Genomic DNA, 22,253 nt, shown 5'->3' on the forward strand with positions numbered 1-22,253 from the left:
CATGGTATTATCATATGAGCGGAAATTGAGAAGACATAAAGAATATGAAAAACAAATATGTGACGGGAAAGGAAGAATTATGGAGAAACATAAACATGAGAGGAGTACATTTTCCGGGAAGATTGGATTTGTACTGTCTGCAGCTGGTGCTTCGGTAGGGCTTGGGAATATATGGAGATTCCCTTATCTGGCGGCAAAGTACGGCGGTGGAATTTTTTTACTGATCTATATCATTCTGGCATTGACCTTCGGATATTCTATGATCGTGGCAGAGACAGCTCTGGGACGTATGACAAAGAAAAGTCCGGTAGGTGCGTTTGGAACTTTTGGTAAATCAAAGTGGCTGTCTTTGGGCGGTTGGATCAATGCGATCATACCGGTTCTGATCGTGCCGTATTATTCCGTGATCGGTGGCTGGGTAATTAAATACCTGGTGGAATATGTAAAGGGAGGCAGTCAGACTCTTGCTGAAGACGGATATTTTTCTGCTTTTATAGCGGATGGGTTTTCTACAGAAACCTGTTTCCTGTTTTTTACACTGCTTACGCTGGTGATCATTTATGCAGGTGTGCAGAATGGCGTGGAACGAGTTTCCAAATTAATGATGCCGATACTGGTATTCTTGTCTGTGGTCATTGTCATTTATTCGGTAACGAGGCCAGGAGCACTGGAAGGTGTGAAATATTTTCTGATACCAAATATCAAAAACTTCTCCTGGATGACAGTGGTTGCGGCAATGGGACAGATGTTTTATTCTCTGTCGATCGCAATGGGTATTCTGGTAACTTTTGGTTCTTATATGAAAAAGGATGTATCTATTGAAGGGTCTACACAAAATGTAGAAATTTTTGACACAGCGATCGCAATGATGGCAGGTCTGATGATCATTCCGGCTGTGTTTGCATTCTCCGGTGGAAATCCGGATACGTTACAGGCGGGACCGGCACTGATGTTTATTACGATTCCGAAGGTATTCGCAAGCATGGGATTTGGAACTCTGGTTGGAATCCTGTTTTTTGTATTGGTTCTCTGTGCAGCCTTGACCAGTTCTATTGCACTGACTGAGAGTGCAGTATCTACTTTTCAGGATGAACTGAAATGGGGACGCAAGAAGGCGACAGTATTTGTCGGAATTATCATGGTTGTTCTCGGAAGTCTTTCTTCTCTTGGCTATGGTCCTCTGGCGTGTGTTAAGATCATTGGAATGCAGTTCCTTGATTTCTTTGATTTCCTGACGAACTCTGTCATGATGCCGATCGCAGCGATTGCTACCTGTCTTCTGATATCCAGAGTAGTTGGTACAAAGAAGATTGAAGAGGAAGTACTGCAGGAAGGTGGTACTTTCCGCAGAAAAAGAATCTTTAATTTTATGATCCAGTATCTTTGTCCAATCTTTGCGGCGATCATTCTTTTCAGTTCTGTGGCAAATGCATTTGGATGGATTTCCATGTAAAAGACATAGGAGACCAAGAAAATTCCAACTTTACAAGTCTATACACCTGTGTTAAAATAGCAGGTGCGCAGCCAGGCCAGGTGATCGCGGCTGGACAGACGAAAGGGTCCAGACGAGGAAAGTCCGGGCTTCACAGGGCAGGATGCCGGATAACGTCCGGTGGAGGTAACTCCCAGACCAGTGCAACAGAAATAAACCGCCCCGTTTTGCGGGGTAAGGGTGGAAAGGCAGTGTAAGAGACTACCGCCGCTGTGGTAACAGAGCGGGCACATGTAAACTCCATTCGAAGCAAGACCGAGAAGAAAGCCATACGGCGGCCCGTCGTGCTTTCAGGTAGGTCGCTGGAGCCTTCTGGCAACGGAAGGCCTAGATAGATGATCACCCAACGACATAACCCGGCTTATCGGTCTGACTGTGTATGATAATAAGCACATAATAAAAGCAACTGTATTTTGCAGATATGTTCTGTAAAATATCAGTTGCTTTTTTGTAAAAAACTTTTCTATGAAAACACAGCGCCCAGTTCCCGCTTCGATATTCAGGCCTTCGCAGGAGCCGGACGCGTCCGGTTGTCAATAATTCTCGCAGGAATCCTTGAATCCCTATTTATTCCGTTTACCTCTATATTTCTCCTCGCAATACTTACACCGGTAAACCTCATTCTCTTCATCTGCAAGAACAAAAATCTGATCCAGTCCCTGCTCGATGGAAGTAATGCAGCGAGGATTCTTGCATTTGATCACGTTCACAACCTGCTTCGGCAGCTTCAGCTCTTTCTTTGCAACGATCTTTTCGTCCTTGATGATATTTACGGTAATATTATGATCGATAAAACCAAGGATATCCAGATCCAGATCCTCGATGGGGCATTCAACCTTGATGATATCCTTTTTTCCCATTTTCTGGCTGCGGGCATTTTTGATGATAGCAACCGTACAGTCCAGCTTATCCAGCTTCAGGTCATGATAGATCGTCATTGCCTTGCCGGCTTTGATATGATCCAGAACATAACCCTCACGAAGAGCACCTACGTTTAACATGGCAGTTCCACCTCCAGTAATGTAAGAATCAGGGCCATACGGACATACACACCATACTGGACCTGTTTGAAATAAGCGGCACGTGGATCAGAATCCACTTCAACAGAAATCTCGTTAACACGTGGGAGTGGGTGGAGGACATACATATCCTTCGGTGCAAGCTCCATTTTCTGTTTGTCCAGAACATAGAAATCTTTCATGCGGACATAATCTTCTTCGTTGAAGAAACGTTCCTTCTGAACACGGGTCATGTACAGGATATCCAGATCCGGAAGTGCATCCTCCAGACGTTCCTCCTCGACAAACTCGACATTGTTGCGTTTCAGAACATCCTCACGGATATAGCTTGGAATACGAAGCTCCTCCGGAGAGATCAGAACAAATTTCACATTTTCATAACGGACCAGAGCCTCGATCAGAGAGTGAACGGTACGGCCGAATTTCAGGTCACCGCAGAGGCCGATGGTAATATTGTCGAGTCTGCCCTTCAGGGAGCGGATAGTTAAAAGATCGGTTAATGTCTGGGTAGGATGCTGGTGGCCGCCATCACCGGCATTGATCACCGGAATGTTGGATGACATAGAAGCTACAAGCGGAGCACCCTCTTTCGGATGACGCATAGCACAGATATCTGCATAACAGGAAACAACGCGAATAGTATCGGCAACGCTTTCGCCTTTGGATGCGGAGCTGGAATCAGCAGAAGAAAAACCGAGAACCTTTCCTCCAAGATTCATCATGGCTGCTTCGAAACTTAAACGTGTACGTGTACTTGGTTCGTAAAACAATGTCGCAAGCCTTTTATCATCACAGGTATGCGCATACTTTTTTGGATTTTTCCCGATGTCGTCGGCGAGATTCAGAAGCTTATCAAGCTCTTCAACCGAGAAATCCAAAGGACTCATTAAATGTCTCATGTTGTACCTCCAATTATTTACTGGAAATAAGATTCCTTCTAGTTATCATATAATATAACTGTGAGATTTTCAAGAGACTTTCCGAGGATTTTGTCGAAGAAGCCATTCGAAAAAGAGACCGGTAAAAAACCACAGAGGAGCATAGTCCAGCCGGATCACTCCTTTATACTGAAGCGGAACATGAGAATAATCCCAGGGACAGATGTGAAGCTTCTGAAAAAAAGATCCGCTTAAAAATTCCACGAAAAAAATCCCGCAGCTGTAAATGATCCCCCGTACCATAACCGGAAAGCGGGCAAGCTTGTAGTAAGCCGGACGGATCAGTGCTGCAAGTCCGTAAATAGGGAACATCAGAAGAGAGGTTTTGCCCATCATAGTAAAATGTCCGGTGACAAGAGAGTGCAGTCCTGTCCATAAGATCTCCAGACACCAGCCTGTAAAACCGCACAGAAAAAAATCCTTCTTTTGCATTTTAAAGCTCCTTCTCATCAGCAGAAATCCTGCGCTTTCCGGAAAAATGTCAGTTTAACTGAATTAAGAAAGTCCCCTGCGGGGCTGCGAATATCCGCCTGGACTTTAAATATATTTAACGTGGAAAAGCGTCTTTAATAGCCTTCCCTGCCTTGAAAAAAATATACACGTGGGTTATAATGAACAAAATTATTACTGCAAAGTGAAAAAGCAGTAATGGATCATCAACACATGCGGAAGGAGAAAACAGACGATGAATTATGAAGAAAGTCGTGCCTACATCAGAGCTGCGGAATTGAAAAAGGGAATTGTTCTGGGACTGGAAAATATGAGAGAACTGATGAGGCGGCTTGGAGATCCCCAGGATGAACTGAAGTATGTTCATGTAGCGGGAACTAACGGAAAGGGTTCTGTGATCGCATATCTGTATTCCGCTTTATCAGGTGCAGGTTACCGGGTCGGAAGATATATTTCCCCGGCGGTCTATTCCTACAGAGAGAGGATGGAGGTTAACGGAGAACCTGTCAGCAGAGAGAAATTTGCAGCATATGTGACAAGGATCGCGGAGGTGATCGATGAGATCGTAAAAGAGGGAAAACCGCATCCGTCAGTATTTGAAATTGAAACTGCAGCCGCATTTCTTTATTTTCGGGATGAGAAATGCGATCTGGTATTAATGGAAGTTGGTATGGGCGGTGATCTGGATGCCACCAACATTATAAGTACTACAGTTCTTTCCATTCTGGTATCCATCAGTATGGATCATACGGCATTTCTTGGAAATACCCTGGGCGAGATAGCAGAAAAAAAGGCCGGCATCATTAAACCGAACAGTCATATGGTAACTGTAAAGCAGCAGCCGGAGGCAGAGGCGGTCATACGAAGAATATGCGCAGAACAGAATGTGCCATACGAGGCAGCAGACCGGGACAGCGCAGAGGTACTGGAAGCATCCATAACTGGCCAGACCTTTCTTTATAAAGGAGAAAAATATACAATATCCCTGGCAGGTGCCTATCAGAAGGAAAATGCGGTGGCAGCGCTCCGGGCACTGGAAATCCTGAATGAACAGGGATATCCCACAACACTGGTCCAGAGACAGGATGGATTGAAACGTACCACCTGGCCGGGAAGATTTGCACTTCTCGGGACAGAACCGGATTTTGTGGTTGATGGAGCTCATAACCCTGCAGCGGCAGACATGCTGGCTGCATCCATTGAACGGTATTTTAAGGGAAAAAGGATCATCTACATCATGGGAATGTTCCGTGACAAGGATTACCGCAAGGTCATCCGGAAAACAGAAAAATACGCAGATACCATCCTGACGATTGCGGCACCGGATAACCCCAGGGCTCTGACCCCGCAGGAGCTGGCAGATGCGGTGCGGGAATTTCATTCTGATGTAAGGCCCTTTGACAACATCGAAGCCGCAGTGGCAGAGGCCTATCAGCTGGCAGGAAAAGAGGATGTGATCATTGCTTTTGGTTCCCTGGCGTTCCTGGGGGATCTTACAGAAATTATCAGGAAACATAACGGAGGAAACCAATGACGGATTTGGAAAGATACAGAGACGAGATCGATGAGATCGACAGTGAGATCGTACGTCTCTTTGAAAAACGAATGAAGGTGAGTGAGGAAGTCGCTGAATATAAAATAAAAACTGGTAAGCAGGTACTGGATCCGGCACGTGAGAGCCAGAAGATCCATACGCTGAAAAACAAGGCCCACGGGGACTTTAACAGCCTCGGCGTGCAGGAGCTTTTCCGTCAGATCATGGCCATCAGCCGTAAGAGACAGTACCAGCTGTTGACAGAGCATGGGATTTACGGAGAGCGCAATTTCACAACTGTGAAGCATGTTCCCCTTGAAAACGCAACGGTTGTGTTTCAGGGTGTAGAGGGAGCCTACAGCTATGCGGCTATGCGGCAGTACTTTGGGAAAAATATCGAAAGCTACCATGTAAAAACATGGAGGACAGCTATGGAGGATGTAACCCATGGCAAGGCCGATTATGCGGTACTTCCTATTGAGAATTCTACTGCAGGTATCGTGGCTGATATCTATGACCTTCTTATGGAGTACAAGCTGTATATCGTAGGCGAGCAGATCATCCGTGTGGATCATGTGCTTCTGGGCATGCCGGATGCACAGATAGGGGATATCAGGGAAGTCTGCTCTCATCCTCAGGGGCTTGCCCAGTGCAAGGCATTTCTGGAGGAAAACCCTTCCTGGAAAAAGAAGGAAGTGGAAAACACCGCAGGCGCGGCCAAAAAGGTCAGTGAGGTGGGGGACAAAGGCGTGGCAGCTATCGCAAGCCGTGAGGCTGGTGAGGTATTCGGTCTGAAGGTCCTTGCAGAAAATATCTGCAGAGAAAAAGCAAACTCTACACGTTTTATTATTGTAAGCAGGAAACCGGAATACGAGGAAAAGGCCGGGAAGATCAGCATCTGTTTTGAGCTGCCTCATGAAAGCGGAACTCTTTACAACATGCTTTCACATATTATCTACAACGGACTGAACATGACCAAAATTGAATCCCGTCCGATTCCGGGAAAATCCTGGGAATACCGTTTTTTCGTGGATTTCACAGGGAAACTTGGCGAAAGCGCTGTGGAGAATGCGTTAAGAGGAATCGAGGCGGAGGCGAATGTTCTCCGTGTTCTTGGAAATTATTAAGAGACAGAGGAGCTAAATTATTATGTTGGCAAGAATTCAGGAATGTATCCTTTACCGTGGATTTTCAAACGGTGAGATACTGGACGATATGACAGAACTTATTAATCTTTATGAAGCAGATGAAGAAGCACTCAAGGCAAGAGAAGACCAGTTTTTCAAAAGTGTCAACGGGCTGGTGGAGCTGGCAGGAATGTACGGTTTTTCCGGAAATATCTGGCATACATATCTTACCTTCCTTCTGGTAAATCATGAGAACGCTTTCAGTATGGCAAGCGAGATACGAGGAGCGATCAAGGGCAGCATTAACGACCTGGCAAAAAATGATTTCCAGATTTTCAAGGAATTGTATGATTTTGACATCACGGTCTTTGATAAAGTGTTCGGAACTGTATGCTGCAGGGTGATCTGTGATTACCAGACACCGGATGAGAACAGCAAGCTCTTTAATACCAGGATCCGTGACCGTATCTGTCAGATGAGCAAAACCCTGGCAGCAGCCACCACAACCGAAGAATTTATGGATGATATGGTATCCTTCTATAAAGATTTCGGTGTTGGCAAGCTTGGTCTCCATAAGGCATTCCGTATCGGCCACGATGAGGAGGGAAAGGTGGAGATCCAGCCTATCACAAGGATCGCACATGTGAAGATCGATGATCTGGTAGGATATGAGATCGCCAAGAAAAAGCTCATTGATAATACAGAGGCATTTGTACAGGGGAGAAAGGCGAACAACTGTCTGCTCTTTGGTGATGCGGGAACCGGTAAATCTTCCAGTATCAAGGGAATCCTGAACCAGTATTATGATCAGGGACTTCGTATCATTGAGGCCTATAAGCATCAGTTCCAGGATCTTAATGAAGTCATCGCCCAGATCAAAAACCGTAACTATCGTTTTATCATTTATATGGATGATCTTTCCTTTGAGGAATTTGAGATCGAATATAAATACCTGAAAGCCGTGATCGAGGGCGGTCTTGAGAAAAAACCGGACAATGTCCTGATCTATGCCACAAGCAACCGGCGTAATCTTGTCCGTGAGCGTGCCACAGATAAGCTGGAGATCGCAGATGACAATGATCTGCATTCCTCCGACACCGTGCAGGAGAAGCTTTCCCTAGTATATCGTTTTGGCGTCCGTATCTACTTTGGCAAACCGGACAAAAAACAGTTCCAGGAGATCGTCCGCACACTGGCAGCCCGTTATGGAGTTACCATGCCGGAGGAGGAACTGCTTCTGAAAGCTAACCAGTGGGAGATCTCTCACGGCGGACTGACCGGACGTGCAGCGCAGCAGTTTATTGATTACATTGTGGGAACAGAGGAAGAAAAAAAGAAATAGTTTACCTGTGTATTGGGGGAAAGGATGAAAAACTATGGCGGTGACAACCTTTGCAGCAATTGATATAGGCTCCTATGAAGTCAGTATGAAGATCTTTGAAATGTCAAAGCGGATCGGCTTCCGGGAGATCAATGATGTCCGTTACCAGCTGGAGCTGGGCCGTGGAACTTATGCTGCAGGACGGCTAGAGATGGAGACTGTGGATGAGCTCTGCGAGATCCTTAATGATTTTAAACGCATGATGGCTGAATTTGGGGTAGAAAGCTGGCGTGCGTGTGCAACAAGCTCTCTCCGTGAGCTGGAAAATCCGGTGATCATCCTGGAGCAGATCTATCAGAGAACTGGTATCCGGGTAGAGATCCTGAGTAATGCGGAACAGCATTTTCTGGGATATAAATCCATTGCTGCCATTGAATCCGGCTTCAAAAAGGCTATTCAGAAGGGGACGGCGATCCTGGATATCGGAGGAGGAAATCTGCAGATCTCTCTCTTTGACAAAGATGCTCTGGTGCTGACCCAGAGTATCCGTATGGGAAGTCTTCGTATCCGCGAACGTCTGAAAGAACTGGAGAAAACAACTCCACATTATGACCGGCTGATAGAGGAATTTATCCGAAATGATCTGATAAGCTTTCAACGTCTTTATCTTAAGGACAAGGAAATCTCCAATCTGATCCTGATGGGAGATTTTCTCACAGATACGATCTTTCAGGACAGATCCGGAGAGAATATCATCACAAAGGAGGAATTCCTGAAGAAATACGAGACCATTGTAAACATGTCCGATCATGACCTTGCCGAATCCATGGAGTTGGAACCGGAATATGCGTCTCTGATCGTGCCGAACATGGTTATCATCCGAAATTTTATAGAAATCTTTCAGGCAGAAGCACTCTGGATCCCGGGTGTTTCTCTTCTGGACGGGATTGCCTATGACTATGCGGAAAAAAACAAATATCTGAAAAGTGTACACAATTTTGAAAATGATATCCTGGTGGCATCCAGGAACATTGCCAAAAGGTATTCCAGTGGAAAGAACCACATTGCAGGAACTACCGATGTGGCACTGGATATTTTTGACAGTACAAGGAAGATCCACGGCATGGGAAAACGTGAACGGCTTCTTCTGCAGATCGCAGTTCTTCTTCATGACTGCGGAAAATATATCAGTATGAGTGAGGTGGCAGAATGCTCTTACCGGATCATCATGGCTACGGAGATCATAGGTCTTTCCACAGAGGAGCGGCAGGTGATCGCTAGTGCGGTGAGGTACAATACCAGAGAATTCGGCTGCTACAAAGAGATCAACCGTGAAACATCCATGAGCAGGGAAAATTATCTCCTGACTGCGAAGCTGACCGCAATTCTCCGCTTGGCCAATGCTATGGACAGAAGCCATTACCAGAAGGTAAAAGCGCTTAATGTAACCTTAAAAGACAGGATCCTTTACCTGGTGGTGGATTCCGCAAGGGATGTTTCTCTGGAGCTGGGGCTTCTGAAAGATAAAAAAGAATTTTTTGAAGAGGTGTTTGGAATCCGGCTTGTAATGAGACGGAAGGGAAGAAGATAACGGAGGAGGTTTTTGTATGAAATTTAAGGAATTTGACAAACCGGAATATTTTGTAAACAGAGAGCTGAGCTGGATCAAATTTGATGATCGTGTGCTCAGTGAAGCCAGAGACAAAAATCTACCTCTGTTTGAGAGACTGAAATTTTTGAGTATCACCTCATCCAATCTGGATGAATTTTATATGGTCCGTGTTGCATCCCTGAAGGATCAGGTTCATGCAGGGTACAAAAAAACAGATATTGCAGGAATGACAGCCAAGGAACAGCTGAAAGCCATCAGCCGGCAGACACATGATCTTGTTCACGTACAGTACAGTACATTAAACCGGTCTCTGGTCCCTGCACTTGAAAAAGCAGGACTTCATGTGATCTTTGAGCACGAGGCATTTTCCGAGAAGCAGAAAGAATTTGTGGATCAGTATTTTGAAGATAATGTATATCCGGTCCTGACACCAATGGCAATGGATTCTTCCAGACCGTTTCCTCTGATCCGTAATAAAACGTTGAATATCGGAGCACTTCTTTCCAAAAAAGATACCAAAAAAGGAAAAGAAGAGATTGATTTTGCCACTGTACAGGTGCCTTCTGTACTTCCGAGAGTAGTGATCATTCCATCTGAGAAAAAAGGCCATACAACCGTAACACTTCTGGAACAGATCATTGAGCGCAACATCGACAAGCTGTTCTTAAGCTATGATGTGATCTGTGCCCATCCGTACAGGATCATGCGTAATGCGGATCTTCCTATTGACGAGGATGAGGCAGAGGATCTTCTGGTTGAGATCCAGAAACAGCTGAAAAAGCGCCAGTGGGGAGAGGTGATCCGCCTGGAAGTGGAAGATAAGATGGATCCGCGGCTTCTGGATATTCTGAAAATGGAGTTTCAGGTTCATGGAGATGATATCTTTTTTATCAACGGACCTCTGGATCTGACCATGCTGATGAAGGTTTATGGTATTGACGGATACGATCAGTTCAAGGAACCGAAATACAAACCGGCAGCAGTGCCTGCATTTCAGAATGATAAAGATATTTTTCAGGTGATCAGGGAGGGTGATGTGTTCCTGCATCATCCGTATATGAGCTTTGATCCGGTGGTGGATTTCGTGCGTCAGGCGGCAAAGGACCCGGATGTACTGGCGATCAAGCAGACCCTGTATCGCGTCAGCGGCAATTCACCCATCATTGCGGCACTTGCTCAAGCCGCAGAAAACGGCAAGCAGGTTTCTGTTCTTGTAGAGCTGAAAGCGCGTTTTGATGAGGAAAACAATATCGTCTGGGCAAAAATGCTGGAAAAGGCAGGCTGTCATGTAATCTATGGTCTGGTGGGTCTGAAAACACACAGTAAGATCACTCTTGTTGTGAGAAGAGAAGAAAACGGGATCCGCAGATATGTGCATCTGGCAACCGGAAACTATAACGATTCCACAGCCAAGCTTTATACAGACTGTGGTATATTTACCTGTGACGAACGGTTTGGAGAGGATGCAACTGCTGTGTTCAACATGCTTTCCGGATATTCCGAGCCGAAGCGCTGGAATCGCCTGATCGTTGCACCGATCTGGATGAAGGACCGTTTTGTAAAAATGATCGAAAGAGAAGCGGAGCATGCGAAAAAGGGAGAAGAGGCTCACATTGCGGCAAAGATGAATTCTCTGTGTGACCCTGAGATCATTGCAGCGCTGTATTATGCTTCTTCCTGTGGTGTCAGGATCGATCTTCTGATCCGCGGCATCTGCTGCCTGAGGGTGGGCATTCCGGGTATCAGCGAAAATATCCACGTGCGTTCGATCGTCGGTAATTTCCTGGAGCACAGCCGTATTTTCTATTTCCGCAATGGCGGTTCCGATGAAATCTATATGGGAAGTGCGGACTGGATGCCACGTAACCTTGACCGTCGTGTGGAGATTGTTTTCCCTGTGGAAGATGAGCGGATCAAGGAAGAGATCATGCATGTGCTGGATCTGGAATTCCGTGACAATGTAAAAGCACATATCCTGCAGCCCTCCGGTTTGTATGAGAAGCAGGACAAACGTGGCAAAACGCTGATAAATTCCCAGATGGAATTCTGCAGGGAGGCTACCGAGCGGGCAAAGGCAGCAAAAAAGGAGAAAAAAGAAAAGAAGAGAGTTTTCGTACCGGCTGAACCGGCGGAGGATATTATAAAATAGTAAAAGAAAAGGACAGCCTGTCATATCAATTTATGATACAGCTGTCCTTAAATAATGTTCTCAAAGATTATCCATATTATGTTAATACTGCATGATATTCAGAAAACCTGACAGCATGCGGGCGTTTCTAATAACACTTCTTGCAGGCTTTATACCCTGCAGCTTCAGCCTGGGAGCGTGTCATTTCTGTGGCATTATCCGGATTCATATTTCCACAGTTAGGGATCCGGTGGTACTTGCTTCCGGTAGCGGAGATCCAGACCATATCACCCACTGGCTCCGGATCGGCCTGCACTCCGGTCTGAGGATCTGCAGCAGCCGAATCAGAAGATCCATAGCCGGACGCACCGGAATCCTTATAAGCGGAGGAAGGCTGTGTGCCGGTATCCGATTCATCTCCAGCAGAATAATCATTACAGGGACTCTGGTTCCACTGGATATTGCTTCCGTCGCTGACTGCGATCACCGTACCCTGCTCATCAGTACGAAATACCTGTATTCCCATATCCGCAAGCTTATCCATGGTATCCTTATGAGGATGTCCGTAGGAATTACCGGCGCCGCAGCTGATCACTGCATATTCCGGAACAGTCTGCTGGAGCAGATCCCAGGTGGTGGCAGTGGCAGAACCGTGATGTCCCGGAACGATCACATCGCAGGAAAGATCAAGTCCCAGATTGCAGATCGCTTCCTCCCCGGCAGATTCTGCATCCCCAGTAAAAAGAAAATGGTTATTTCCGTTTTCCAGCCGGATCGCAACAGAATTGTCGTTATCGTTGCTGCTGATCGATTGAGGAGAAAGCACCGTAAATTTCCCGCTTCCGAAAGTAAAATCCGTTCCGGGCTCCGGATGCTGCACAGTTAATCCCTGAGCGGCAACACTGTTTTCAAAAGATTGATAGATCTTTGTATCCTGTACATAATCTGCACCGATCACATTTTTTACGGAAAAGCTGTCCAGGCATCCTACAAGACCAGCCACATGGTCCTCGTCATAATGGGAGGAGATCATATAGTCAATGATGGAAATATTCTGTTTCTGCAGATAGGAAACCACGAAACTGGAATGTCCTCGGTCACCGCCGTCATACAGGAGATTCTGCCCCTGTGACTGGACCAGGATTGAAAGCCCCTGCCCTACATCCAGAAAGTGTACAGCCATTGTTGTGTCAGCAGAAGCAGCCTCGGCTGTGTAAGCAGCAGAGGGAACTCCTGCGACTGTTAGCAGAACAAGCAGCAGAGAAAGAAAAAATGTCTGCAGCTTTCTGCGAAAAGAATGTTTGTGATGCATGAGAAGTCACCCCTTATCTTAAGTATTTTCAGGGGAAATTATAAAACAGAAGAGAAAGAAATGCAAAATAATATATGTGAAAATACAGAAAACAGATAAACAGGAAGAACGAAATTTTTATATGCAATGTTCAGAGCAACGTTTGATAGCGATAACAGGAAAAAGTGAAGTATAACAATCACAAAAAAGCAGTCAGAATAAAAATCCTAACTGCTTTTAGTTGATAGCCAGTACGGGAATCGAACCCGTGTTTCCGCCGTGAGAGGGCGGCGTCTTAACCCCTTGACCAACTGGCCATATTCATTTGTGTCGTTTGCTCTTGATTTCTGTTGTTTCCCGCAACCGACTTCGTTAGTATATAATACTTTCTTACAAAATGCAAGCACTTTTTTTCTTTTTTTGAAAAAAATTTTCACCCTGTTTTTTGACAATTTTTTTGACGGAAAAATCGATTGATGATATGATAGATACAAAACGAAATGGAATAAAAAAATATAAAGAGGAAGAGTATGGATTACAGAAAAAAGAAAAATTTGATATGGAAGGGAGAATCCTTTCTTTTTTTTGTGGTACTGCTGGTTTTTGGCGCGATCTTTGCGGCGATCCACACAGGGGGGCTGATCCAGAAGCAGGACAGTGTACAGCTTCTTAACAAAGGATGGTACTACATAAAGGACGGAAAAAAACAGGAGATCACCCTGCCTGCGGAAATTCCGGCAAAAACAGGTGAAAAGCTGATCCTGTACAATGAAAGTCTGGGAGCGGAAAGCAGAGGAATGACCGTGGTTTCTACAGGAGCCCAGTACGATCTGGTGATACGCCTGAATGGAAAGATCCTGTATGAATATAAGGAGGCCATGTTTTCCAAAAATGTGCAGATGCGTTCCAAGGTGCAGTGCATCGCCGCTCTGGGTAATGACACAGAGGGAAAAGTCCTGACGTTCAGCTATTCTGCGCCTCAGAGAGGAAAATATGTTATAGAGCCGGTATGCATAGGAACCGGAAGTGCAATAGCCTGGTATCAGATCAGAAAAGCAGCCATTCCTTTAGGGGCGGCAACGATCATGATCGTATTAAGTATGATCGCCCTGTGCATCTGCATCTATATGAGAATAAGGCAGATGCCGGACAGACGGTTCCGGGATGTGGCACTGTTCCTTATGATGTGCAGTATCTGGCTGGTGACGGACTCATCACTGGCACAAAGTTACAGCAGATGCCCCGAAGTATTATGTCTCATTTCTTTTTATATGTTCATGCTGCTGGCAGTTCCGATGCTGCGTTTTTTGCAGAATATCGGAAACATGAAAAAATACAGGCTCCTGGATCTTGGAATCTTTACATTTTATCTGAATGCTGTTTTACAGGGAGTTCTGGTGATCCTGGGAGCCTTTGAATTTAAGGATATGCTGTTTGTAACACATATCCTGCTGTTTGTGTGGGTTCTGATATCAGCGGTACTTCTGATCCGGGAGTACCGGAAGCATAAACAGCGTGAGATACATCTGCTTCTCATTGCATATATCATCGTGGGAGCAAGCGGTATCATAGCGCTGATCCTGTACTGGCTGTTCGAGATTTCCTACTATGGATCCATTTTTGAATTGGGAAATCTTGTGTTTCTTGTGCTGGTCATTGCAGACGCAGTCATGATGATGGCAGACAACGTCCGTTACCGTCTGGAATCCCAGGCTTACGAACGACTGTCCAGAGAGGATGGGATGACAGGACTTGAGACGAGAGCCAATTTTGAGAAAAAACTGGAAAGTATTTCCGCAGATATGGGCAGATACCGGGATATCCTTCTTATGTATATCGATATCGATCAGCTTCGCGTGATCAACGAAGAATACGGACGGGCTGCAGGAGACGAGATGGTGGTGATCTCGGCCAGATGTGTGGAGAACGTTTTCCAGGAAAAAGGAACCTGCTACCGCATCGGCGGGGATGAATTTGCGGTTCTGGTCTATGATCCGGAAGTACCGGACGAATTCTGGTCGGAACGCCTGAAAGAAGAACTCCGGAATATCGGGAGAGGATGCAGACATCGTTTTTCGTTGTCCCTGGGATGCAGCCATCTGCGAAATAAGGATGGCTCTCTGAAATCCATGGGAGAATGGAAATATGAGGCAGACAGGAAGCTTTATGAGAACAAAAAGAAGGGGGATTTGAAAAATGGAGTATATTAACTGTTTTCAGATCACATCCCTTGTTTTGGTGACGATGATCGCGATACATTATTTTTCTCATAAAAGACTGAACAATGCGGAAAACAGGAATTTTGTATGTTTTCTGGCTTTCAGCGGCGTTTACGTGCTGCTGGATATGCTGAGTGCGGTGATCGCGGGAGGCGGCAGCAGCGAAGGTTGCAGAATGTCAGCGCTGGTCCTGACGCTCTATTATTTCTGTGATGTCATACTTACCTACGGGCTTTTCTGCTACATTCGGATCATCACCGGAAGACAGAAGGAGAAATATAAATGGCTGAAAACCGGCTGGGTGGTCCTGCCGGCTGCAATGCTGCTGGCAGTTACAGCAAACTTACGGACGGGATGGCTTTTTTATTTTGACCAGGAAGGTAGATTTATCCGGGGAAGTTTTCATTTTCTGCTCTATGGATATGTATTCTTTTTTATGCTGGTGATCGTTGCATTTATGTTACTTTATGGAAAAACAGCAGAAAAAGAAATACGGCGCACCATATGGAGATTTTGGTTTATCGAAGCAGCCTGCCTGTTTCTCCAGATTGCTGCGGAAAGAATACTGCTTACCGGCTTCGGACTTTCTGTAGGACTTTGGCTGATCTATCTTACTATGAACAATCCAGGTGAATATACGGACAGTATGACAGGTTTATTTGACAAACAGTATTTTGACAAATGGATCGGAGAAAAGCTCTATCGAAAAGAAAGCTTTCATCTGCTTGCTGTGGATGCCCGCAATATGAAGCAGATCAACCGGATCTACGGTACCAGAGTGGGAGATCAGCTGCTGATCCGGGCGGCGAAGGGATTTCGGGAGATCACGGATTCAGTGCAGATCTTTCGTATCACAGGCAATTGCTTTCTGGCAGTGCTGGACTCGCTGACAGATTATGAAAAAGCCAGAGATGGCATAGAAGAATTTCTGAAAAAGCCGTTTTTTATCGAAAACGAAAAGGTGTCGTTCCATGCTGCGATCTGCGGGATCATGAATGCGGAAAAACTGGAAAAAGAGGATAGTATTCTTTCTTATATTGAATATATGATCTCTCTGATACAGAACCGTCAGGATACGGTCCTGATCCAGTCGGACAGCAAGATCCTGGAGGGCTTCCGCTATGAGCAGGAAGTGGAGCATTTTCTTCAGAAGGCTGTGAAAGAGGATCTGTTTGAAGTATATTATCAGCCGGTATATTCTATAAAAAACCAGGATTTTATTACTCTGGAGGCACTGAGTCGGCTGAAACATCCTGTTCTGGGAATGATCCCGCCGGATGTGTTTATCGGGATTGCGGAAAAACAGGGAATGATCTCTGCAGTGGGATGTCTTCAGCTTCACAAGGTCTGCCGTTTTATAAAAGAACATGAATATATCATGAAGAAGATCCGGAATGTGAAATTCAATCTTTCTCCTTCCGAACTGATGAAACCCGGATACAGCCATGTGCTTATCGGGATCATACAGGGGTATGGATTAGATCCGGGATATTTTCAGTTTGAGATCACGGAAAACGTGGCAACCGAATACAGCGAAAGCTTCTGCACAGCCATTGATGATTTTGCAGAAGTGGGGATCCACATGTGCCTGGATGATTTTGGTTCCGGTTATGCAAATCTGAACGCAGTTCTTCGAATTCCGTTTTCAGCAGTAAAAATGGACCGTTCTCTTTTGTCCGGGGTCAGCAGCGATCCTCAGACGGCGACCTTTTATCGCAGCATTGTCATGATCCTGCAGCATATGGGATATAAGGTGATCGCAGAAGGCGCTGAGACCGAAAAGGAGGTAAAGCTTCTGGAAAAATGGGGTGTAGATATGATACAGGGATATTATTTTTCCAGGCCCCTGTGCGAGGAAAAGATTCTGGAAAAAATTTCCTGAAATGATCAGAAACAGGCGGAAAACATGCTTTTATAAAAAGCAGGGTTTTCCGCCTATTGTATTCTGGCAGACACAAATTGCTTGAAGTTTACAGATACTTTTGATAGAATAGATAGGCTGTGGCGGCTGAAGAAAGCGATTTTTCGGAAGATCGGTTCCTTGAACTGCCACGCGTATCTTTTGGAAAAATTGCAGAGAAAAGATGATCATGTGGACTTTACAAGTACATATATTTTGAGTATAATACAAACAAATGTTCGAGTATAAAAAAGAAAGGAATCAGTGGAATGGCAAAAAAAGACACTTATGATGCGGGCAGTATCTCTGTCCTGGAGGGCCTCGAGGCCGTGCGAAAGCGCCCCGGTATGTACATCGGAAGCGTATCCAGAAAGGGACTGAACCATCTGATATATGAGATCGTAGACAATGCGGTGGATGAGCACCTTGCAGGGTACTGCAGCCGTATCCATGTAGTTCTTGAGAAGGACGGTTCCTGTACAGTAGAGGATAATGGACGAGGGATCCCGGTGGATATGCATGCCAAGGGAATATCTGCGGAGCGTCTTGTTTTTACAACCCTTCATGCAGGCGGTAAGTTTGACAATTCCGCATATAAGACAAGCGGCGGACTTCATGGTGTAGGGTCTTCCGTAGTGAACGCATTATCTACGTATTTGGATATTAAGATCAGTCGTGATGGTTATATACATCATGACCACTATGAGAGAGGAATCCCTACCATTGAACTGGAAGCAGGACTGCTCCCCAAATTAGGGAAGACCAGAGGTACCGGAACCTGTGTGAATTTCCTTCCGGATCCGGAGATTTTTGAGAAAACAAGATTTGGAGCAGCGGATGTAAAGAGCCGTCTTCATGAGACTGCCTATCTGAATCCGGAGCTTACCATCCATTTTGAGGATCGAAGAGGGGACGCTCCTGAGGATATCGAGTATCATGAGCCGGAGGGGATCGTAGGCTTTATCCGTGACCTTAACAAGAATGCACAGCCTCTCCATGATCCGGTTTATTTTAAAGGAGAGGCAGACGGGATCCAGGTGGAGGTTGCTTTTCAGTTTACCAATGAGTTCCGTGAGAACGTTCTCGGATTCTGCAATAATATCTACAATGCAGAGGGAGGAACTCATCTGACCGGATTTAAGACTACCTTCACAACGGTAATGAACACCTACGCACGTGAGATCGGTGTACTGAAGGATAAAGACCCCAATTTTACAGGTGCAGATATCCGAAACGGAATGACTGCTGTAGTCTCCATCAAACATCCGGCACCCCGCTTTGAGGGACAGACCAAGACCAAGCTGGATAACCAGGACGCATCCAGAGCCACCGGCAAGGTAGCAGGAGAACAGCTGGTACTGTTTTTTGACCGAAATCTGGAAACACTGAAGATCGTCCTTTCCTGTGCGGAAAAGGCGGCCAAGATCCGTAAGACCGAGGAGCGTGCCAAGACAAACCTTCTCACCAAACAGAAATACTCTTTTGATTCCAACGGCAAGCTGGCCAACTGTGAGAAAAAGGATCCGTCACTGTGTGAGATCTTTATCGTAGAGGGAGATTCCGCCGGCGGTTCGGCCAAGACAGCCAGAGATCGTAACTATCAGGCAATCCTTCCGATCCGCGGTAAGATCCTCAACGTAGAGAAGGCTACCATCGACAAGGTGCTGGCCAACGCAGAGATCAAGACTATGATCAATGCCTTTGGCTGCGGCTTTTCCGAAGGCTACGGAAATGATTTTGATATCACGAAGCTTCGTTATGACAAGATCGTGATCATGGCCGATGCGGATGTGGATGGTGCTCATATCTCTACTCTGCTTCTGACCTTGTTTTACCGTTTTATGCCGGAGCTTATCTATGAGGGACATGTGTATATTGCCATGCCACCTCTTTATAAGGTAATGCCGAAGAAGGGGCAGGAGGAATATCTCTACGATGACAAGGCTCTTGAGAAATACCGTAAGAGCCATAAACCGGGAAGCTTCACGCTCCAGAGATACAAAGGTCTCGGTGAGATGGACGCCCAGCAGCTCTGGGAGACTACCCTGAACCCTGAGACAAGAATGATGAAGCGTGTGGAGATCGAAGATGCCCGCATGGCCTCCGATGTGACAGAGATCCTGATGGGAAGCGATGTTCCGCCACGTAAGGCCTTTATCTATGAGCATGCAACAGATGCAGAGCTGGATATTTGATTGGGAGAATAAACTATGAATACGAAACAGGACAATATCATCCGCACCGATTATGCGGAGATCATGCAGAAATCATATATCGATTACGCCATGAGCGTTATCATTTCCAGAGCGCTGCCGGATGTACGTGACGGACTGAAGCCGGTACAGCGCCGGACCCTTTACGATATGTATGAGCTGGGCATCCGTTACGACCGCCCGTACCGTAAATGTGCCCGTATCGTAGGAGATACCATGGGTAAATATCATCCTCACGGTGACAGTTCTATTTATGATGCTCTTGTAGTCATGGCGCAGGAATTTAAGAAAGGTCGTACACTGGTTGACGGACATGGAAACTTTGGTTCCATTGAGGGAGACGGAGCCGCAGCCATGCGATACACAGAGGCACGTCTTGAGAAGCTGACCCAGGAGGTTTTTCTGGAAGATCTGGATAAGAACGTTGTGGACTTTATGCCGAACTTCGATGAAACAGAGAAGGAGCCAGTAGTGCTTCCGGTGCGTATTCCAAACCTCCTTGTAAACGGAGCAGATGGAATAGCCGTTGGTATGGCTACCAGCATCCCGCCGCATAACCTGGGCGAAGTGGTGGATGCTGTGAAGGCATACATGAAGAATAATGATATCAGCACCCGTGGGCTGATGCGTTATCTCAAGGGCCCGGATTTTCCGACAGGTGGTATCGTAGTAAATAAGGACGACCTTGTAAAGATCTATGAATCCGGAACAGGCAAGCTCCGTATCCGTGGACGGGTGGAAATAGAGAAGCTGAAGGGCGGCCGCCAGCAGTTGGTGATCACAGAGATTCCTTACACCATGATCGGTGCAAACATCGGAAAATTCCTTAATGATATCGCAACCCTGGTAGAGACCAAGAAGACCACAGATATCGTGGATATTTCCAACCAGTCTTCCAAGGAGGGAATCCGTATCGTTCTGGAACTGAAGCGCGATGCAGACGTGGAGAACCTTACCAACATGCTCTATAAGAAGACCCGACTGGAGGATACCTTCGGTGTCAACATGCTGGCAGTTGCAGACGGAAGACCGGAAACACTGGGACTGAAGCAGATCATTGCTCACCATGTGGACTTTGTATTTGAAGTAAATTCCAGAAAATATACAACCCTTCTTGCCAAGGAACAGGAGAAACGGGAGATCCAGGAAGGTCTTATCAAAGCCTGCGATGTCATTGATCTGATCATCGAGATCCTCCGTGGCAGCAAGAGCCGTGACCAGGTAAAGAAATGCTTGACCGATGGTATCACAGAAGGGATTAAATTCAAGACCAAGACATCCGAAAAAGCGGCAAAATCCTTGAAATTCACAGAGAAACAGGCCACAGCTATCCTGGACATGCGTCTTTACAAGCTGATCGGTCTGGAAATCGATGCTCTGATGAAGGAGCATGAGGAAACCATGAAGAACATTGCTGCTTATGAGGATATCCTGAATAATTATGACTCCATGGCAGCAGTGATCATGGGTGAACTGGATCAGATCAAGAAGGAATACGGCAGTAAGCGTAAGACTTCCATTGAAAACGCCGAGGAAGCTGTTTATGAGGAGAAGAAGATGGAAGAGACCGAAGTCTGCTTCCTGATGGATCGTTTCGGATATATGCGTCTCATTGACAAGAATGCCTACGAGCGTAATAAGGATGCCGCTCATGCAGAGAGCCGCTATGTCTTTACCTGCATGAATACGGACAAGATCTGTATCTTTACAGATACCGGCAAGCTCCACACCGTGAAGGCAGAGGATATCCCGCTGGTACGTTTTCGTGACAAGGGTGTTCCTGCAGATAATCTGGGTAATTATGACAGTACTTCCGAGCAGATCCTCTATGTGGCACCGCTGAGTCAGGTAGCAGCCTCCACAGTACTTTTTGTTACAGAGAACGGTATGTGCAAGCTGGTAAAAGGTGACGAGTTCCGTGCTTCCAAACGCACCATTGTTTCCACCAAGCTTGCAGAGGATGACCGCCTTGTATTCGTAGGAGCAGCGGATGAGATGGATCAGGTTGTGTTCCAGTCTGAGAAAGGTTACTTCCTCCGTATCATGAAAACCGAGATCTCCGTCACCAAGAAAAACGCCCTGGGTGTCCGAGGCATGAAGCTTACCGGCGAAGACCGCATCCACCACGCCTATCTCCTGGAAAGCCGCCAGGAATATGCCATTGAATATCATGATAAGCCGTATGTGCTGAATAAAGTTAAGCTGGCTAAGAGAGATACGAAGGGTGTGAAGCCGAGGGTATAAAAGACGCGAAGAGGATTGCGGATAACTGGCAGATAGGATATGATAGGGTTATATGAAAATGGGAGGCGTTAAAAATGCGATATGATCTTCCGGAAAGAGTTATAAGAGAACTATTTTCATTTGCCACAAAACATTCTGTCAGAAAGATCATCCTCTTTGGGTCCCGTGCAAGAGGAAACAATACAGAAAGAAGTGATGTAGATATTGCTGTATATGGAGGAGATTTTGATTCCTTTTACTGGGATATCAAAGAAAATATCCATTCACTTCTGATGTTTGATGTAATTAATGCAGATGCTTCAATTTCCGAAGAACTCAAAAAAGAAATTAAAAAGGATGGAGTTGTGATCTATGAAAAAGCTTGATAATTTTTCTAATTGTCTTACTATATTAAGAAATGCAGATTTCAAACTTGCGGATAACAACGATATTTACAGAACCGGCGTGATCGGACAGTTCAACCTGACTTTCGAGCTTGCCTGGAAAGCTCTTCAGGAGATCCTGCGACTCCACGGGGCAGAAGGAGTAGACACCGGTTCACCGAGAGAAATCCTGCAGCTTGGCTATAAGCTGGGCTTCGTAAACGACTCAGCAGTGTGGCTGCTCATGCTGAAAAAGCGTAACACATCTGTCCATATATATAATGAGCAGGAAGTAGATGAGATGATCCTGCTCATCCGCGACAGCTTTATTCCGGCTTTTGTGGCTCTTGAGAAAACATTGAGGGAGAAGCTGGCAGAAGCGGAGAGCGACTGGACGTAAATA

At 45.9% G+C, this 22,253-nt stretch carries 16 protein-coding genes, 1 tRNA gene and 1 other RNA gene; 13 read left to right on the plus strand and 5 right to left on the minus strand.

Features of this window, described 5'->3' with window-relative positions:
* Window positions 1-79 precede the first annotated feature (79 nt).
* Together NQ489_RS06215 and rnpB are read left to right on the plus strand one after the other, a co-directional pair.
* Complete coding sequence (locus NQ489_RS06215) at window positions 80-1,453, plus strand: sodium-dependent transporter (protein WP_044960611.1); 1,374 nt, start codon at window positions 80-82, stop codon at window positions 1,451-1,453.
* 68 nt (window positions 1,454-1,521) lie between these two features.
* Window positions 1,522-1,872, plus strand: an RNA gene (gene rnpB, locus NQ489_RS06220) — RNase P RNA component class A.
* Window positions 1,873-2,055: 183 nt separating this feature from the next.
* Here rnpB and NQ489_RS06225 read toward each other — a convergent pair.
* The 3 genes from NQ489_RS06225 to NQ489_RS06235 form a co-directional block, all read right to left on the minus strand.
* A complete protein-coding gene (locus tag NQ489_RS06225) occupies window positions 2,056-2,493 on the minus strand; it encodes an aspartate carbamoyltransferase regulatory subunit (protein WP_015525765.1) in 438 nt (145 codons plus the stop codon).
* A complete protein-coding gene (gene pyrB, locus NQ489_RS06230) occupies window positions 2,487-3,410 on the minus strand; it encodes an aspartate carbamoyltransferase (protein ID WP_022426605.1) in 924 nt (307 codons plus the stop codon). The genes NQ489_RS06225 and pyrB overlap by 7 nt, the downstream gene beginning before the upstream one ends.
* Before the next feature lie 69 nt (window positions 3,411-3,479).
* Window positions 3,480-3,881, minus strand: a complete 402-nt coding sequence (locus tag NQ489_RS06235) for a putative ABC transporter permease (protein WP_044960605.1) — start codon at window positions 3,879-3,881, stop codon at window positions 3,480-3,482.
* Window positions 3,882-4,134: 253 nt separating this feature from the next.
* Here NQ489_RS06235 and NQ489_RS06240 point away from each other — a divergent pair, with 253 nt between their 5' ends.
* From NQ489_RS06240 to NQ489_RS06260, 5 genes are read left to right on the plus strand one after another with little or no spacing between them, the layout of a single operon-like run.
* Window positions 4,135-5,433 (plus strand): bifunctional folylpolyglutamate synthase/dihydrofolate synthase, encoded by a 1,299-nt coding sequence (locus tag NQ489_RS06240; RefSeq protein ID WP_021650330.1) that lies wholly within the window; start codon window positions 4,135-4,137, stop codon window positions 5,431-5,433.
* Window positions 5,430-6,560, plus strand: coding sequence for a prephenate dehydratase (pheA, locus tag NQ489_RS06245; RefSeq protein ID WP_021650329.1), 1,131 nt, complete (start codon window positions 5,430-5,432; stop codon window positions 6,558-6,560). The genes NQ489_RS06240 and pheA overlap by 4 nt, the downstream gene beginning before the upstream one ends.
* Before the next feature lie 25 nt (window positions 6,561-6,585).
* Window positions 6,586-7,902 carry an ATP-binding protein gene (locus NQ489_RS06250; protein ID WP_044960616.1) on the plus strand — a complete coding sequence of 439 codons (1,317 nt, stop codon included), beginning with the start codon at window positions 6,586-6,588 and terminating at the stop codon, window positions 7,900-7,902.
* A gap of 34 nt (window positions 7,903-7,936) precedes the next feature.
* A complete protein-coding gene (locus tag NQ489_RS06255) occupies window positions 7,937-9,472 on the plus strand; it encodes a Ppx/GppA phosphatase family protein (RefSeq protein WP_021650327.1) in 1,536 nt (511 codons plus the stop codon).
* 16 nt (window positions 9,473-9,488) lie between these two features.
* A complete protein-coding gene (locus NQ489_RS06260) occupies window positions 9,489-11,642 on the plus strand; it encodes an RNA degradosome polyphosphate kinase (protein ID WP_021650326.1) in 2,154 nt (717 codons plus the stop codon).
* Window positions 11,643-11,769: 127 nt separating this feature from the next.
* Here the strand turns inward: NQ489_RS06260 and NQ489_RS06265 are convergent, their stop codons facing one another.
* Both NQ489_RS06265 and NQ489_RS06270 read right to left on the minus strand, forming a co-directional pair.
* The gene (locus NQ489_RS06265; protein WP_021650325.1) at window positions 11,770-12,933 is read right to left on the minus strand and encodes a ComEC/Rec2 family competence protein; all 1,164 of its coding nucleotides are present in this window, start codon (window positions 12,931-12,933) and stop codon (window positions 11,770-11,772) included.
* 224 nt (window positions 12,934-13,157) lie between these two features.
* Window positions 13,158-13,229 (minus strand) — tRNA-Glu (locus tag NQ489_RS06270).
* A 213-nt stretch (window positions 13,230-13,442) separates the two neighbouring features.
* Here NQ489_RS06270 and NQ489_RS06275 point away from each other — a divergent pair.
* From NQ489_RS06275 to NQ489_RS06300, 6 genes are all read left to right on the plus strand, one after another.
* Complete coding sequence (locus NQ489_RS06275; RefSeq protein WP_021650324.1) at window positions 13,443-15,122, plus strand: GGDEF domain-containing protein; 1,680 nt, start codon at window positions 13,443-13,445, stop codon at window positions 15,120-15,122.
* Window positions 15,109-17,013 carry a GGDEF domain-containing phosphodiesterase gene (locus NQ489_RS06280; RefSeq protein ID WP_021650323.1) on the plus strand — a complete coding sequence of 635 codons (1,905 nt, stop codon included), beginning with the start codon at window positions 15,109-15,111 and terminating at the stop codon, window positions 17,011-17,013. The genes NQ489_RS06275 and NQ489_RS06280 overlap by 14 nt, the downstream gene beginning before the upstream one ends.
* Window positions 17,014-17,300: 287 nt before the next feature.
* Window positions 17,301-19,226 carry a DNA gyrase/topoisomerase IV subunit B gene (locus NQ489_RS06285; protein WP_021650321.1) on the plus strand — a complete coding sequence of 642 codons (1,926 nt, stop codon included), beginning with the start codon at window positions 17,301-17,303 and terminating at the stop codon, window positions 19,224-19,226.
* Window positions 19,227-19,241: 15 nt separating this feature from the next.
* Window positions 19,242-21,488 (plus strand): DNA gyrase/topoisomerase IV subunit A, encoded by a 2,247-nt coding sequence (locus NQ489_RS06290; RefSeq protein WP_227945599.1) that lies wholly within the window; start codon window positions 19,242-19,244, stop codon window positions 21,486-21,488.
* 74 nt (window positions 21,489-21,562) lie between these two features.
* Window positions 21,563-21,853, plus strand: coding sequence for a nucleotidyltransferase family protein (locus tag NQ489_RS06295; RefSeq protein ID WP_021650318.1), 291 nt, complete (start codon window positions 21,563-21,565; stop codon window positions 21,851-21,853).
* On the plus strand, window positions 21,840-22,250 hold the full coding sequence (locus NQ489_RS06300) for an HI0074 family nucleotidyltransferase substrate-binding subunit (protein ID WP_021650317.1): 411 nt from the start codon (window positions 21,840-21,842) through the stop codon (window positions 22,248-22,250). Before NQ489_RS06295 ends, NQ489_RS06300 begins: the two co-directional genes overlap by 14 nt.
* Window positions 22,251-22,253: the final 3 nt, after the last annotated feature.

The organism is Blautia sp. KLE_1732_HM_1032 (genome assembly GCF_025147905.1).
GTDB classification, from domain to species: Bacteria; Bacillota; Clostridia; order Lachnospirales; family Lachnospiraceae; genus Blautia_A; species Blautia_A fusiformis.